This window comes from Parazoarcus communis (assembly GCF_003111665.1).
GTDB classification, from domain to species: Bacteria; Pseudomonadota; Gammaproteobacteria; order Burkholderiales; family Rhodocyclaceae; genus Parazoarcus; species Parazoarcus communis_B.
In genome coordinates this window covers 2,102,551-2,117,470 of sequence record NZ_CP022188.1, presented here as the reverse complement: position 1 = coordinate 2,117,470, position 14,920 = coordinate 2,102,551, and the positions used below count along the sequence as shown (strand labels likewise).

Below are 14,920 nucleotides of genomic sequence, written 5' to 3'. Positions count from 1 at the left end.
CCTACGTCCTGGACGACCGGGCGCGTCGGGGCTTGGCCTCCTGCGCCGAACTGCCCCCGGGACTGCCCAGCGGCCGCGCCTGATTCCAGGCCACCATGCCACCGAGCAACAAAAAGCCGCCGAGCAGTGCAATCGCGACAAAGGGCAAGGCCATCGCAAGCAGCGTCCAGTTGAGCGAGCGCACAAGCACAACCTTGCCCGGATCGGCCGGATCGATCCAGGCGGTAACCGCCTGACCGACGACCATCTCTTGCAACACAGCCTTGAGCGCCCTGTGGTAACCCACCCCCTGGTGCAGGTCATAACGGGAACCGACAAAGTCTTCGGCGTCGACCGTGTAGCGATAGCGCACTTTCAGCGCCGGCAGCGGCCTGTTGTGGAGGAAGTCAGCGGACTCGATCGACGCGACTTCGAGCGTGGCAGGCACCGGCATCCACTGCCGCGTCTGCATTGCCTCGTACAGCGGCTGCACCCCGAACGAGATCGCACCGAAAATACCTGCCACCAGCAAGGCGACGCCAAACAGCGGAAAGATGAGCCTGATCCCGCCTTCGACAAGATACAACTTAAGTGAGGTTCGAGACATGTAGGCGCAGGCCGTAAGAGATTCCATATTCTATGGCCCAACGCACGATACTGAAAATGGCATATGAGCCTCGCAAGCATGCAATACGGACACAATGCTCGACAAGCTGCAGCCAGAGAGCGAGAATTTCCCGACGCAGCGCCCGCCCCTGGTCCATCGGTCGCGAGCTGCACGACCCACCTGCACCAGCGCTCACATCCGGGGCCGGCGCCCTGACGAAAAACACATACCCAATGATGCCCCGCACTCAAAACACAAGCGCTGCGACTGCACTCCATATTACCGAACTGGACCTCGCACACGCCCCCCATGCCCACGCCTTCATCGACCTGCTCGATCACTATGCGCGGGACCCGATGGGCGGCGGCAAGCCGCTGGCTGAATCGGTTCGCACCACGCTCGCCGAACGCCTGCTGCAGCGCAACGACTTCGTCGCTTTTGTTGCCTTCAGCGGCAACACGCCCTGCGGCCTGATCAACTGTTTCGAGGGCTTCTCGACCTTCACCGCAGCACCGCTGCTGAACGTGCACGACCTGGTCGTGCATGCGGACTTTCGCCGCCGCGGTGTGGGCCAGGCCCTGCTCGGCGCGGCGGAGAAGGCGGCCCGCAATCGCGGCTGCTGCAAGCTCACGCTGGAAGTGCTGTCGAACAATCACACGGCGCTTGCCACCTACGAGCGCGCAGGCTTTCGCCCCTACGTCCTCGACCCTGCGGCCGGGCATGCCCAGCTTCTGCAGAAGTGGCTCGACCCTGATACCTCATCGCCTTAGTCCGCCCCGATCCTTCGCTGCAGTGCAACCTGCCTTGCGCTATAATGCAAGGCTTTGTTTTATCTGAAAAACAGGATTTACCGTGCTCGTCGCCGCCAATATCACCATGCAGTTCGGGGCCAAGCCCCTGTTCGAGAACGTCTCCGTCAAGTTCGGCGACGGCAACCGTTACGGCCTGATCGGCGCCAACGGCGCGGGCAAGTCGACTTTCATGAAGATCCTGTGCAACGCACTCGAGCCTTCTGCCGGCAACGTGTCGAAGGATCCGCACGAGCGCATGGCCTATCTGCGCCAGGACCAGTTCGGTTATGAAGACCTGCGCGTACTCGACGTGGTGCTGATGGGGCACGAGCAGATGTGGGCGTGCATGGCCGAGAAGGATGCGATCTACGCCAACCCCGAGGCCACCGAAGACGACTACATGCGCGCCGCCGAGCTCGAAGGCAAGTTCGGCGAGTACGACGGCTACACTGCCGAAGCGCGCGCGGGCGAACTCCTGCTTGGCGTCGGCATCGGCACCGAACTGCACAACGGCCCGATGAAGAACGTCGCGCCGGGCTGGAAGCTGCGCGTGCTGCTGTGCCAGGCCCTGTTCGCCAACCCCGAGATCCTGCTGCTCGACGAACCGACCAACAACCTCGACATCAACACCATCCGCTGGCTCGAAGACGTGCTCAACAATCGTGACTGCACGATGGTGATCATCTCCCACGACCGCCACTTCCTGAACCAGGTCTGTACCCACATGGCCGACCTGGACTACGGCACCATCACCGTGTACGCCGGCAACTACGACGACTACATGGAAGCGGCGACGATCGCCCGCGAGCGTCAGTCCTCGGCCAACTCGCGCGCCAAGGACAAGATCTCCGAACTGCAGCAGTTCGTGCGCCGCTTCTCGGCCAACAAGTCCAAGGCCAAGCAGGCCACCAGCCGCCTGAAGCTGATCGACAAGCTCAAGCCCGAAGACGTCAAGCCCTCGTCGCGCCAGTACCCGTGGATCCGCTTCGACTACGACGAGAAGGACAAGCTGCACCGCCTCGCCTGCGAGGTCGACAACATCAGCTTCGCCTACGATGGCATGGACAAGCCGCTGATCAACCGCTTCTCGCTGGCGATCGATGCCGGTGACAAGGTCGGCATCATCGGCGAGAACGGCGTCGGCAAGACCACGCTGATGAAGCTGCTGATCGGTGAACTCACTCCGCAGAAGGGTGCGGTGAAATGGGCTGAGAAGGCCAAGCCCGGTTACTACGCCCAGGATCACTCGTCCGACTTTGCCAAGGACAGCAGCCTGACCGACTGGATTGCCGACTACGCCCGCATCACCGCAGACGCTGTCGGCGGCGATGTCGAGACCCTGATCCGCGGCACCCTCGGCCGCCTGCTGTTCTCCGGTGACGAAGTCAAGAAATCGGTCAAGGTGATCTCCGGTGGCGAGCAGGGGCGGATGCTGTTCGGAAAGCTGATGCTGTCGCGTCCCAACGTGCTGCTGATGGACGAACCGACCAACCACCTCGACATGGAATCGATCGAGTCGCTCAACACCGGCCTGGACAAGTTCCCCGGCACCCTGGTGTTCATCTCGCACGACCGCGAGTTCGTGTCCTCGCTGGCAACCCGCATCATCGAGGTCAAGCTCGACGGCACCATCATCGACTATCGCGGCACCTACGAAGAGTATCTGTCCAGCCAGGGCGTCGAGTAATCGCCGGGGCCGGACTCCCTTAGTCCGCCACCTTCCTGCCCTGCCCCCAGCCTGCGCGCAGGCTGGGGGCGGGCAAGGGCCTGTCATACAGATAGCCTTGCCCGATGTCGCAGCCCTCGGTTCGCAGAAATTCGCTCTGGCTTTGAGTTTCGACCCCTTCGGCAACCGTACGGAGACCGAGGTTGCGCGCCAGTGCAATCACCGCGCGAATGATCGCCTCACCGTTGGCATCGCGACCGATATCGTTCACGAACGACTGATCGACCTTCAACCGGTTGAGCGGTAGTCGCCTGAGATAAGCCAGGCTTGAATAGCCGGTTCCAAAGTCGTCAATCGCCAGCGCGACGCCCAGCGCACGAAGCCCCTCAAGAACACCCAGCGCCCGCTCGGGCTCGCGCATGATCATCGACTCGGTGACCTCGAGCTCAAGACGGTCGGCAGCAAGACCGCTGCGCCGCAGGGCGCTGTCGGTAATCTGTACGATCTGATCACGATCGATCTGACGCGCCGACAGATTGACCGCGATCAGCGGAACTTCAAATCCCTCTGTGTCCCAGGCCACCATCTGCCGGCAAGCCTCGTTCAGGACCCACTCGCCGATCTCGCCGATGATGCCCATTTCCTCGGCAAGCGGGATGAACCTGCCCGGCGAGACCAGCCCCAGCTCGGGGTGCTGCCACCGCACCAGCGCTTCGACCCCGGCCAGGCCGCCACCGGTAAAATCGATCTGTGGCTGGTAGTGCAGAACCAGTTCCTTGCGCACCACCGCCCCGCGCAAGGCGTTCTCCATGACCAGGCGCTCAAGCGCCCCGCTGGTCAGATCCTGCGAGAAGAACTGGTAAGTGTTGCGGCCCTGCGACTTGGCCTCGTACATCGCCAGGTCGGCATGCTTCAACAGCGTGTCGGCATCTTCCCCATCGTCAGGGTAGCGTGCGATGCCGATGCTTGCGGTCACGGTCAGCGCATGCCCGCCGACCGTGCGCGGTGAGGAGAAGATGTCGAGCATCTTGCGCGCGACGGTTGTCACCTGCCGCACGTCTGTCTCGTCTTCCATCAACAGTACGAACTCGTCCCCCCCCAGACGCGCAAGCGTGTCACTGGACCGGATCAGGCGGCTGATACGACTCCCGACATCAATCAGCAACTCATCGCCGACCGTATGCCCCAGCGTGTCGTTCACGCTCTTGAAACGATCGAGATCGAAGAACAGCAGGGCGAGCCCGCCATCGTCGCGCCGCGCCCGCATCAATGCATGCTCGAGCCGGTCACGCAACAGAATGCGGTTGGGCAAGCGGGTAAGCGAATCGTGGTAAGCGAGAAAGTCGATCTTCTCCTGCGCCACCTTGAGCGTGGAGATGTCGCTAAACACCGCCACATAGTGCGTAATCAGTTCGTCGCTGTCGCGCACCACGCTGATGGTCAGCCACTGCGGGTAGATTTCGCCGCTCTTGCGCCGGTTCCACAATTCGCCACGCCACTGACCGGTGGCATTCACGCTGCGCCAGATGTCGCGATAGAACTCCGCATGGTGCCTGCCGGACTTGAGAATGCGCGGATTGCCGCCGAGGACCTCATCCTTGCGATAGCCGGTAATCGTTTCGAAAGCGGGGTTCACGGTCAGGATGCAGCCCTTTGCGTCCGTCACCAGAACGCCCTCGACCGTGCTGTTGAATACGCGGTCAGCCAGGCGAAGTTCTTCGTCGGCGCGGCGACGATCCGAGATATCGCGCGCAAAACCCACCGTACCAAGCAACCCGCCGTTGCGGTCGCGCACCGGCGCCTTGTAGGTTTCAATCCAGCGCCGTTCTCCTCGGCTCGTAATCTGCTCCTCGACCGACAGGCACTTGCCACTCTCCATTACTACGCGGTCAGCATCGACATACTGCCGGGCGAGTTCTGTCGGCCACAGATCTGCATCAGTCTTGCCCTTGACCGCCTTCGGATCCGGCTCACCACATGCTTCGGCAATCTGGCGATTGACTGCCAGAAAACGACCATCACGATCCTTGAGCCAGACCAGGAACGGAAAATTGTCGATCAGCGCCTGCTGGTAGTGCAGTTGCTGCTCCAGGTTCGTGTTGAGCTCCAGAATTCTGTCATCTGCCCGCCGCTGATCCTCCAGCACGCTCAGCAACACCTTACGCGCCTGATCCGCATCCAGCAGCATCTGCGCCATTTCACCTTTTGCCTGACGCGCAGCAAGCTCGGCTTCGAGGCGCTGGGTCACGTCCAGGCATACGCCTGCCACCGCCGGAGCGCCTTCGAACTCCGCCCGGCTACCATGCACCTCCACCTGAACCTCGACGCCATCGCGACGTAGTCCGGCAAACGTGTAGTGCGATGTCTGAACCTCACCGGACAAGCGCTGCGCAACCTTGCTGAGTACCAGTCCGCGATCGCGCTCGGAGACCAGTGCGCTCATCTCTGCACCATCCATCACATCTGTGGGCGAGTCGTAACCGAACATCGCGGCAAAGGCCTGATTGACATAGCGAAAGCGCCCATCCTGGATCACGTAGATCGCAACCAGCGACTGCGCTACAACCGAACGAAACAGTGAGTCCAAATCGACATGCTTCACTATGGCTCACTCCCGTATCGTGGCGGCTCCCCAAGGCGACGCAGCAGGGCGTTGACCTCGTCCTTCAATTCGAGCACTCGTGACTCCCGCCCCAGTGTGACCGCATACCAACGCCGCATCTCCTCGACACTCGCAGCAAGCCTCGACGATTCGCGGTGGCGCTCCAGCGCAATCGAAAGCAGCTGGCTGATGCTGTCGAACTGCTGGCGTTCGTGCTCGGCCGCCTCGCGCGGCGTGCGGTAATAGGCCGCAAAAGTGCCCAGCACGCGACCATCGGTGGCAAGCAGCGGCACCGACCAGCACGCACGCAGACCGTGAGCAAGCGCAATTTCTGCGTAGTCCACCCACAGCGGACTGTGCTCGATGTCGCTGACAAATACGGATTTCGCGGTGAAGGCGGCCGTACCGCAAGAGCCTGCCGCAGGACCGATGCGCGCGCCATTGATGACCTCGCAATAAGCGTCGGGCAAGCTCGGACCAGCCCCTGTCTGCAGATGCATCCCGTCCTCGTCCATGAGCAGGATGGAGCACAGCATGTCCGGGTTTTGCTCCTCGAGCAGTGTCGTCACGTACAGCAATGTGTCACTCAGCGCTTCCCCGCGCGCAACGCGCTCCAGCGTGCTGTTTGCAAGTTCGAGCATGCGCTGTGACCGCGCGCTCGCGGTAATGTCGCTCCACACCGTGGACACGCAGCGGCGCCCGCGCAGCGCCAAGGCGCGCGCACTCACCCGTACATCGCGCAGCTCACCGCTGCGATTCCGGTACTGCGTGGTGAACACGCTCTCCCCCTGAGCGATGACCTGCCGGATATGTCTCACAAGCCGTGCCTGATCGAGAGCCGCCCCAAAATCGCTCAGATTGAGCTTGTCGAACACCTCGCGGCCATAGCCGAAATTACGATGTGCGGCTTCGTTGAACTCGAGCACGGCACCGCTATCGGCATCGAACAGCAGGATCGAATCCAAAGCCTGATTGACGATGGCACCATAGACCTCCTCACGCTCGGCGAGCCGCTCCTGAGCCTGATGCAGCGCGGTCACGTCACGTGCAACGCCCAGCACACCGAGCAGTTCCCCATCGGCACTGAACATCGGCGTCTTGACCGTTTCCAGCAGTTCGCGATGTCCGTCAGCGAAGTCGATCCAGTCACGGTGCCGCGCAGGCTCACCGCTCTGAATCACGGCGCGATCCTCGGCACGGATGGACTCGGCGAGTTCAGGACGAAGCAGGTCGTAATCGCACTTGCCGAGCACCTCTGCTTCAGGGAGCCCGAAAACCGATGCGACGCGGGCATTGCAGGCAAGGAACACCCCTTCCCTGTCCTTGAGGAAGACAAGGTCGGATGCACCCGCCAGCGAAGTCGCTAGATGTAATGCGTTGATGGGATCACCTTCGGGTGGCGCAGTGGTGTTCATGATGATTCAGGGGCCCTTCGGAGGCCATTCGGGACATCCCGGCCGCTCACCCGAGTTCGCCATAAGGCCTGATCGTGTCGTCAGCCAATTATGAAGCAATCCGCTCCAGCGTTTGTGCTCCCCGTCACGGCTGGCACTGCCCGGCCTCGAACGCAGCTCAACAAGTCTTGACGACAATGTCGTGCAGCGTGTTCGAACAATGCGCCATGCGGTCCGCCGCGTTCGAAAGGTGGCGGTAGATTTCACGCCGTTTGAACATGTTCAGGTAGTCCTCACCCTGAAATAGTTCCGCGAGCGCCTTGCGGTAGAGCTTTTCAACCTTGCGCTCAGCCTTGCGCCCGACGTCGGCGCACTCCGCACTCAGTGCGGGCTGTTTGGCCAGCACTGAGAAGCCTGTCGCCAGCGCCTTCACCCCCTGCTGCAAGGCCCGCGCCATCTCCATCGTGTAAGGGTCAGGCCCGACGCCGAGCACGTCCATCTCGTTGACGGTGCTCTTGCAGTAATTCACCACCTCGTCGAGATCCATGATCGCGCGGTAAATGTCCTCCCGGTCGAACGGCGTGGAGAACGCTTCGTTCAGGGTATGCAGATTGTGAATCTTGAGGCGGTCGGCAGCATGCTCATCGGCCTTGATCTGTTTGGCGACCGCGGGGGTCGCCTGCTCCATGAACTGCACCAGCAGGGTGACGGTATGTACCACCTGCAGCGCCTGTTCGGTGAGCAGCCGATGAAAGTCCGGCGCCTTTGGAAAGATGCGGTCGAGCACCCGAAAAACGATGGAGCGTGTCGGTTCTGTCATGTCCTGACCTCAATAAAGCAAGGGGCGCAGCAGCAGCAGCACCATGGCACCGGCTGCCGCCGAGGCCGGAATCGTGATCACCCAGGTCGCGACGATCTCGCCCGCCTTGCCCCAGCGCACGCTGCGCGGACGTTCGGACGCGCCGATCCCCATGATCGAACTGGCCACGACATGGCTTGTCGATACCGGCGCCCCCACAAGCGAGGCGGAGAGGATGACCGCGGCCGAGGTGAGTTGCGAATCGAGCGCATGCAGCGGTCGCACCTTGTACACCGCGAACCCGAGCGTGCGCACGATGCGCCAGCCGCCCGTCAGCACGCCTGCCGTCATCGCGATGGCGCACACGAGCATGACCCAGAGCGGCACGTCGAAGCTCGGAATGAAACCGCCGAGCAAGAGTACCAGCGTGAGAATGCCCATGCTCTTCTGCGCATCGTTCGCCCCGTGCGCAAACGCCAGTCCGGCGGTGGTCACATACTGGGACAGCCGCAGATGGCGGTTGAGGGTCGGTCGTGCCGCGCGGAACAGCAAGGACAGAAAACGGTGTATCAGGTAGCCAACAAAAAAACCAAGCAGTGGAGACAGGACCAGCGCCAGCAAGACCTTGGTCACCCCCGAAAGATGGCCCTCAGCCAGCGCCGAAAACCCCCACACCACGTGATCGACACCCGCCGAGCTCACAACCGCACCGACAAGCCCGCCAACCAGCGCATGGGACGAAGAAGACGGGATGCCTTTCCACCAGGTCAGCAGGTTCCACCCAATGGCGCCGATCAAGCCGGCCAGCAAGACCCCAAGAGACAACATGACCGGCACGCCCGCAAGATCAACGAAACCGCCAATCGTGTTGGCCACTGCCGTCCCCCCGAGCAGGGGTCCGAGAAACTCGAAGACTGCGACCACCGATACGGCCTGCGCCGGGCTCATCGCACGCGAGGCAATGACGGTGGCGACGACGTTTGCAGCATCATGAAAGCCATTCGTGTAGTCGAACAGCAGGACGGTCGCAACGGCGCACACGGTAATAACGAGGACAAGGTCCACCGGCACACACTCCGCGGCAAAGAGACAACAATCCGCGATGATAGGCGGATACCGGGGACAAAGCATGCGGCATTGCGCAAGGGCGGCGCTCTTAGCCCCTTGAACGCAGAAAAGCCCGACACAGCCTAATCAGGCATGTGTCGGGCTGAAGGAAAGGCTCGTGGTGTTAGCGAGCGCGTTCCGAGATGCGACCGGACTCGTCGGAGATGATGACCTCAACCCGGCGGTTGGTCTGACGCCCTTCTGCAGTGGCGTTATTCGCAATCGGGTAATCGAGACCCAGGCCACGAACCACAATCCGCGTGCTTGCAATGCCACGGTTCAACAAGGCGTAACGGACTGAATCTGCACGCTGCTCGGAAAGCTTGCGGTTATAGGCCGCCGAACCCACGCTGTCCGTATGCCCCTCGACCAGCACCGTGCGTGCCGGATGCCTGTTCATGAAGGCGGCAAGCTGATCGATGGTGCGCATCGCACCCGGCTTGAGCTCGGCCTTGCCGGTATCGAACAACACGTCGCCCAGGGTCAGCACCATGCCGCGATCGGTCGGCTTTGCCTTCAGTTCCGCCAACTGCTGCTCAAGTTCGCGGGCACGGACCCGTGCGGCCTCGGCTTCGTCCGTTCTGGCCCCAATCACCGCATCGCTGCGGACACGCTGAGCGGCGGCGACTTCTTCATCAGCCTTCGCCTGCAGTCCTTTCTCGAGCGCAATATTGACGCGCTGGCGGGCGAGATAGGCCTGGTGCTCGACCATGTCGAGCTCTCCGCCCTGGCTCATGATGCTCTCGGCCTCGCGCAGCGACTGCTCCGCACTCTTGAGCTCGACCGCTGCGCTGCGCACAACCCGCGGGTCAGCGCTTGCGCTGCGATACGCCTCGCGTGCATCGGTCAGCATGGCGTTTTCCTTGGGCATGCCGGCACAGCCAGCGACGAGCAGGAGCCCTGCAATCACACTCAGACTGCGTCGTGAGAACACCGTCGGCAGACGCGGGGCACTGTTGTTGGTCTTGTTCAGCTCAATTTTCATTATTTCGGCCTCCGATCCAGTTCGCCACGCAGGGTCTCGATGCTCTCCTGCACTTCAGTGACTGCACGCTGCGAGCGCACCGTGCGGGCTCTGGCCTCTGCCAGACGCGCATCGACAGCGGCCTGCTCTGCTAGTACCTTGGCACGCTCAAAGTCTTCGCTGCGCATGGCCGCTTCGGCCTGCGAGAGTTTTTCGCGGGCAGTCAGCAACTCCAGCGGCGCATGCGTGCGCGCACCGGCAGACTCGGCCTGCGAAAGCGATGATTGTGCGGAGGACAGCTCGGCAACCGGCGGTCCCATCTTGCTTGCACACCCGGTCACAAAGAGAACGGCCAGAACACTGGCAGCCACGGTCAGCGGGCGGTACTTCGAAACGCTCAAGCTCATAGCAACTCCTTCGCTGTTGAACGGTGAAGAACAAATTCAGCCATCATCGTATAGGGCGACAACCAACAAATAAAACGATATATTTTTGTCACTTCAACAAATAATTTTGATCAATGGACATCGACCTCCTCCGCACCTTCGTGGAAGTTCATCGTCTGCGGCACTTCGGTGCGGCGGCGGAATCGCTGCACGTCACCCAGGCCGCAGTCAGTGCACGTATCAAACAGCTTGAGGCGTTGCTTGGCGCACGTCTGTTCGATCGCACACGTCGCGACGTGCGCATCACGCCTGAAGGCCATCGCTTCCTGCATTCGGCCGACCTGATCATCTCCGAGTGGCGTCGTGCGCGTCATATCGTCGGCAAGGATGGCGTCGAAACCCCGCAACTTTCCATCGCCGGCAGCCTGCGCCTGTGGGACATCTTTCTGCAGGATGGCTGGCTGCATGCGCTGCGCCGGGCGCGTCCCGACATCGCACTGACGGTTGAAACGGGTGCGCCCGAAATCCTGATCTCGCGGCTGTTCGACGGCTTGCTCGACGTTGTGGTCATGCTCGAACCCCCGCGCATCGAACTGATGACCGAAACCCGGCTGACACAAATTGATCTTTTTCTGGTGTCCACAAGTCCAGGGCAGACCGCCACCGAGGCCCTCGGCAAGGGTTACGTGATGATCGACTGGGGGCAGGCCTTCGAGGTCGAGCACCGTGAGCGCTTTCCCGAAGCACCGGCGCCAATGACCACCGTTTCGAACTCCGCCATGGCGCTGGCCTACCTGAAAGCCATCGGAGGCGCAGCCTTCCTGCCCGGCCGTGTCATCCAGCCCGAGGTCGACGCCGGCAACCTGTTTGTCGTTAAGGACACGGTGCCGATCAGCCGCGGCGTGTATGGCATCTATCTCAACCGCAACCCCAAACTGCCTGTCATTCTTGAGGCACTGGACGTTCTGAACGCAGGCCAGAGAATCTCGGTCGCCGGCTTCGGCACCGCGGACGAAATTCTCGAAGACGCGTCGCAGGGCCACAAGCCGTCGTCTCGGATAGAATAAGGGCCGGTCAACCGGATTTCGACATGATCGGTATCTTTCTCATCACTCATGCCACGCTGGGCGAATCGCTCATTCAGTGTGCCTGCCATGTGCTCAACAAGCGCCCTGCCAATATCATTCAGCTGGGCGTGTCCGCGCAGGACGACCCGCTCGACCTGCTGCCGACCGCGCGGCAGATGGTGTCCTGGGCGGACAGCGGTCGTGGCGTGGTGATACTGACCGACATCTACGGCGCAACGCCGTCCAATATCGCGACCAAGCTCCTGAAACCCGGCGTGGTCGAGGGCGTCGCGGGCGTGAATCTGCCCATGTTGCTGCGCGTCCTGACATACCGGGAAAAAGACCTTTCCACCCTCATACAGCGTGCCATCTCGGGCGGCTGCGAGGGGGTGATGCACATGAAGTAAAGCAGCAAGTCCTGACCTCACACTACAAACCAGAAACCGGAAGTCGAGCGAGACGCAAGATGCCCAAAGCGGACGTGGAAATCATCAACAAACTTGGCCTGCATGCGCGCGCATCGGCCAAACTGACCCAACTGGCAAGCGGCTTCGGCGCCGAGGTCTGGCTGGAGCGGAACGGCCGCAGGGTCAATGCAAAGAGCATCATGGGCGTCATGATGCTCGCCGCTGCGCGGGGCGCGACGATCAGTGTCGAGACCGCCGGAGTCGACGCCGAGAACGCACTCGAACAGATCAAGGCACTGATTGCAGACCGCTTCGGCGAAGAGGAATAGACGATGGCGTTTACGCTGCACGGACTGCCCGTCTCGCAAGGTATCGCCATCGGCCAGGTGCACCTCGTGTCTCACGCGCTGCTCGAGGTCAACCACTACCACGTTCCGCCAAAACACCTGGCCGACGAACTGGCACGTCTGGACGATGCGCTTGCCACCGTGCAGGGTGAACTCATCGGACTCAAGGCCTCGGCCAGCTCGGGGGCCAGTCACAACGAAGTGGGCGCTTTTGTCGATCTGCAGCTGATGATGCTGGCCGACCCGATGCTGATCGATGCCGCACGCAAGCTGATCGAGTCGCGACGCTGCAACACCGAGTGGGCGCTGGTCCAGCAGATGGAGCTGGTCGTCGAGCAGTTCCGCCAGATCGAGGACCCCTATCTGCGCGAGCGCCAGGCCGATGTCGTACAGGTGGTCGAACGCCTGGTTAAAGTCCTGCTCGGCCACCCCGGCCACCTGCCGCCCAAACGCCGCGACGGACTGGGCACCGTGGTCGTGGCGCACGACTTGTCTCCAGCCGACACGATCGGCTTCCGCGACCACAACATCTCGGGATTCGTCACCGATGTGGGCGGCCCGACCAGCCACACCGCGATTGTCGCGCGCAGCCTGTCCATTCCCGCAGTCGTTGGCCTGCACCATATTCGCGACCTCGTGGAAGACGGCGAGCTCATCATCGTCGATGGCACCCGTGGCGTCGCCATCGTCGGTCCCGACGAAACGGTCGTGCAGGAGTACCGCCTGCGCCGCTCCGAGCTCGAACTGGAAAAATCCAAGCTCAACCGGCTCAAGGACACGCGCGCCACGACGCTCGACGGCGAAGACGTCAATCTGCTTGCCAACATCGAAGGCCCGAAGGACCTGCCACAGGTGAAGGCTGTGGGCGCCGACGGCGTCGGCCTGTATCGAACGGAGTTTCTCTTCATCGGCCGCGACACCCTGCCCGACGAGGACGAGCAGTACGAAGCCTATCGCGCCGTACTCAAGGCCATGCCCAGCAAGCCGGTGACCATCCGCACCTTCGACGTCGGCGCCGACAAGGCGCTCAATGGCAGCCACGGCCGCAACGAACCCAACCCTGCCCTGGGCCTGCGCGCGGTGCGCTACTCGCTGGCCGAGCCGAAGATGTTCCTGACCCAGTTGCGTGCGCTGCTGCGCGCTTCCGCGCACGGCAAACTGAAGATCATGGTGCCGATGCTGGCGCATGCGCACGAAATCGACCAGTGCCTGACCCTGATCGAGAAGGCCAAGACCGAGCTGCGCGCCGAAAAGGTCAAGTTCAACGAAGCCGTGCCCATCGGCGGCATGATCGAGGTGCCCGCTGCCGCACTGTCGCTTGGCATGTTCATCCGCCGCCTGTCGTTTCTCTCGATCGGCACCAACGACCTCATCCAGTACACGCTCGCCATCGACCGCTCGGACGAGTCCGTCGTCCATCTCTACGACCCCCTGCATCCGGCAGTGCTCAAGCTCATCAGCGGCACGATACAGGCCGGAGTTCGCTTCGGCATGCCGGTCTCGGTGTGTGGCGAGATGGCAGGCGACCCGGCCTATACCGAACTGCTGCTCGGCATGGGACTGCGCAACTTCTCGATGCACCCGGCGCATATCCTCGGGGTCAAGCAGCAAGTGCTGCGGGCCGATGTGGGCGAGCTCGCACCGCGAGTTCAGCGCATTCTCAAGATGGACGAACCGGCGCGCGTACGCGAGGCCGTGGAGCGCCTCGGGAGCTGACCGGGCGGCCAACTCCCCTGCATTTGCACACGCTTTCATCAGCACGATTGCGCACGGTGACGCCCGCCATTAGAATGGCGGCCTGTCCAGTGAAGGCCTCTCAGGCTTTCCTCAGCGCGGGCGTCGTATAACGGCATTACCTGAGCTTCCCAAGCTCATGACGAGGGTTCGACTCCCTTCGCCCGCTCCATCTGCAATACGTCCAGAGCACAACAGAAGCCCCCCCTGCCCGCTTTTCTGCGCAGTGAGCCAGGCATCTTCACGCATCCGTGATCGAATCCATTTCATGAGCGTGGTTATACGCCTAATATCGCTCGCGCTCTGCGCATGGGCCACCGCATGACGCGGTTGAGCCTCGTGCGCGTTTGAATGAGCGCATTCAGCACTGTGCTCGAATGCCATTGGATTTTTTGCTGAGGGAGTCACCACAATGAAGAACGTCGCGGCGCAGACACTGGCGTTTTCAAGCTTGCTCCTCGCCTGCGCAAGCCCATCGCTCGCCGCAATGATCGATGCAACCGATCCATCTCGCATCTATGAGATCGCCAGAGGTTTCGGCTCGGCCGAACTCGGCAGGGACGGGCAAGGCGACCCGCGCATCGTGGGGCGGATTGATGGCACCAAGTACGGCATCTATTTCTATGGGTGCAGGAAGGGCAAGGACTGCGACGATATCCAGTTCTCGGCGGGCTGGAGTGGCACCAAGGTGTCGCTCGAAAAGATCAACCGCTGGAACCTCGAGAAACGCTACGGCAAGGCCTATCTTGACCGCGATGGCGATCCGCGACTGGAGATGGTCGTGAATATCGACTACGGCGTCAGCACCAGAAATCTCGAAGACTCATTCAACTGGTGGACGAAGGCGATGGAGAGCTTCAAGGAAGAAGTACTCCAGTAATGCCGTCCGACTGACGCAAGGATCAGGCCGCTGGGGCGGAGCACCCGGGGCCTGAACACAAGACCCTGAGGTGCGTCGCGGATGCGGATGCGCCCACTCCTCGACGTCATCCGTCAATTCAAGCACGTGGAGAGCGCTTCACTTCTCACGCGCTTTTATATCGCAAATTCTCGATATATACTTCGAGCTT

General features: G+C 61.8%; 14 protein-coding genes and 1 tRNA gene. 8 read left to right on the top strand and 7 right to left on the bottom strand.

The annotated features are described in order from the left end of the window. Position 1: 1 nt before the first annotated feature. Positions 2-586 carry a DUF3592 domain-containing protein gene (locus CEW87_RS09675; protein WP_159098134.1) on the bottom strand — a complete coding sequence of 195 codons (585 nt, stop codon included), beginning with the start codon at positions 584-586 and terminating at the stop codon, positions 2-4. A 233-nt stretch (positions 587-819) separates the two neighbouring features. On the opposite strand from CEW87_RS09675, the gene CEW87_RS09670 reads away from it, so the two are divergent. Beyond that, entirely contained in the window at positions 820-1,356 is a 537-nt protein-coding gene (locus tag CEW87_RS09670; protein ID WP_234421712.1) for a GNAT family N-acetyltransferase, read from the top strand. Positions 1,357-1,438: 82 nt separating this feature from the next. Beyond that, positions 1,439-3,064 carry an ABC-F family ATPase gene (locus CEW87_RS09665; RefSeq protein WP_108972591.1) on the top strand — a complete coding sequence of 542 codons (1,626 nt, stop codon included), beginning with the start codon at positions 1,439-1,441 and terminating at the stop codon, positions 3,062-3,064. A gap of 19 nt (positions 3,065-3,083) precedes the next feature. On the opposite strand, the gene CEW87_RS22935 is transcribed toward CEW87_RS09665, so the two are convergent. From CEW87_RS22935 to CEW87_RS09635, 6 genes are all read right to left on the bottom strand, one after another. Further along, positions 3,084-5,630, bottom strand: a complete 2,547-nt coding sequence (locus tag CEW87_RS22935; protein WP_159098133.1) for an EAL and GGDEF domain-containing protein — start codon at positions 5,628-5,630, stop codon at positions 3,084-3,086. Between the two features lie 14 nt (positions 5,631-5,644). After that, positions 5,645-7,060, bottom strand: a complete 1,416-nt coding sequence (locus CEW87_RS09655; RefSeq protein ID WP_108972587.1) for a PAS domain S-box protein — start codon at positions 7,058-7,060, stop codon at positions 5,645-5,647. A 157-nt stretch (positions 7,061-7,217) separates the two neighbouring features. Continuing rightward, positions 7,218-7,859: a DUF47 domain-containing protein gene (locus CEW87_RS09650; RefSeq protein ID WP_108972585.1), complete on the bottom strand. Its 642-nt coding sequence runs from the start codon at positions 7,857-7,859 to the stop codon at positions 7,218-7,220. 9 nt (positions 7,860-7,868) lie between these two features. Continuing rightward, positions 7,869-8,903 (bottom strand): inorganic phosphate transporter, encoded by a 1,035-nt coding sequence (locus CEW87_RS09645; protein WP_234421711.1) that lies wholly within the window; start codon positions 8,901-8,903, stop codon positions 7,869-7,871. A 166-nt stretch (positions 8,904-9,069) separates the two neighbouring features. Beyond that, positions 9,070-9,930, bottom strand: coding sequence for an OmpA family protein (locus tag CEW87_RS09640; protein ID WP_108972582.1), 861 nt, complete (start codon positions 9,928-9,930; stop codon positions 9,070-9,072). Further along, the gene (locus CEW87_RS09635; protein WP_108972580.1) at positions 9,930-10,316 is read right to left on the bottom strand and encodes a DUF4398 domain-containing protein; all 387 of its coding nucleotides are present in this window, start codon (positions 10,314-10,316) and stop codon (positions 9,930-9,932) included. The genes CEW87_RS09640 and CEW87_RS09635 overlap by 1 nt, the downstream gene beginning before the upstream one ends. A gap of 113 nt (positions 10,317-10,429) precedes the next feature. Here CEW87_RS09635 and CEW87_RS09630 point away from each other — a divergent pair, with 113 nt between their 5' ends. From CEW87_RS09630 to CEW87_RS09605, 6 genes are all read left to right on the top strand, one after another. Beyond that, on the top strand, positions 10,430-11,362 hold the full coding sequence (locus tag CEW87_RS09630) for a LysR family transcriptional regulator (RefSeq protein ID WP_108972578.1): 933 nt from the start codon (positions 10,430-10,432) through the stop codon (positions 11,360-11,362). A 23-nt stretch (positions 11,363-11,385) separates the two neighbouring features. Continuing rightward, positions 11,386-11,769, top strand: coding sequence for a PTS sugar transporter subunit IIA (locus CEW87_RS09625; RefSeq protein WP_108972576.1), 384 nt, complete (start codon positions 11,386-11,388; stop codon positions 11,767-11,769). Positions 11,770-11,828: 59 nt separating this feature from the next. After that, positions 11,829-12,098, top strand: a complete 270-nt coding sequence (locus CEW87_RS09620) for an HPr family phosphocarrier protein (protein ID WP_108950571.1) — start codon at positions 11,829-11,831, stop codon at positions 12,096-12,098. 3 nt (positions 12,099-12,101) lie between these two features. Next, entirely contained in the window at positions 12,102-13,832 is a 1,731-nt protein-coding gene (ptsP, locus tag CEW87_RS09615; protein ID WP_108972574.1) for a phosphoenolpyruvate--protein phosphotransferase, read from the top strand. 116 nt (positions 13,833-13,948) lie between these two features. Then, positions 13,949-14,022, top strand: a tRNA-Gly gene (locus CEW87_RS09610). Between the two features lie 240 nt (positions 14,023-14,262). Continuing rightward, positions 14,263-14,730 carry a YbjN domain-containing protein gene (locus CEW87_RS09605; protein WP_108972573.1) on the top strand — a complete coding sequence of 156 codons (468 nt, stop codon included), beginning with the start codon at positions 14,263-14,265 and terminating at the stop codon, positions 14,728-14,730. Positions 14,731-14,920: the final 190 nt, after the last annotated feature.

Coding starts and splice junctions, on each gene's coding strand:
- CEW87_RS09675 (WP_159098134.1), bottom strand. CDS start 586: ATGTCTCGAACCTCACTTAAGTTGTATCTTGTCGAAGGCGGGATCAGG.
- CEW87_RS09670 (WP_234421712.1), top strand. CDS start 820: ATGATGCCCCGCACTCAAAACACAAGCGCTGCGACTGCACTCCATATT.
- CEW87_RS09655 (WP_108972587.1), bottom strand. CDS start 7,060: ATGAACACCACTGCGCCACCCGAAGGTGATCCCATCAACGCATTACAT.
- CEW87_RS09650 (WP_108972585.1), bottom strand. CDS start 7,859: ATGACAGAACCGACACGCTCCATCGTTTTTCGGGTGCTCGACCGCATC.
- CEW87_RS09640 (WP_108972582.1), bottom strand. CDS start 9,930: ATGAAAATTGAGCTGAACAAGACCAACAACAGTGCCCCGCGTCTGCCG.
- CEW87_RS09635 (WP_108972580.1), bottom strand. CDS start 10,316: ATGAGCTTGAGCGTTTCGAAGTACCGCCCGCTGACCGTGGCTGCCAGT.
- CEW87_RS09630 (WP_108972578.1), top strand. CDS start 10,430: ATGGACATCGACCTCCTCCGCACCTTCGTGGAAGTTCATCGTCTGCGG.
- CEW87_RS09625 (WP_108972576.1), top strand. CDS start 11,386: ATGATCGGTATCTTTCTCATCACTCATGCCACGCTGGGCGAATCGCTC.
- CEW87_RS09620 (WP_108950571.1), top strand. CDS start 11,829: ATGCCCAAAGCGGACGTGGAAATCATCAACAAACTTGGCCTGCATGCG.
- ptsP (WP_108972574.1), top strand. CDS start 12,102: ATGGCGTTTACGCTGCACGGACTGCCCGTCTCGCAAGGTATCGCCATC.
- CEW87_RS09605 (WP_108972573.1), top strand. CDS start 14,263: ATGAAGAACGTCGCGGCGCAGACACTGGCGTTTTCAAGCTTGCTCCTC.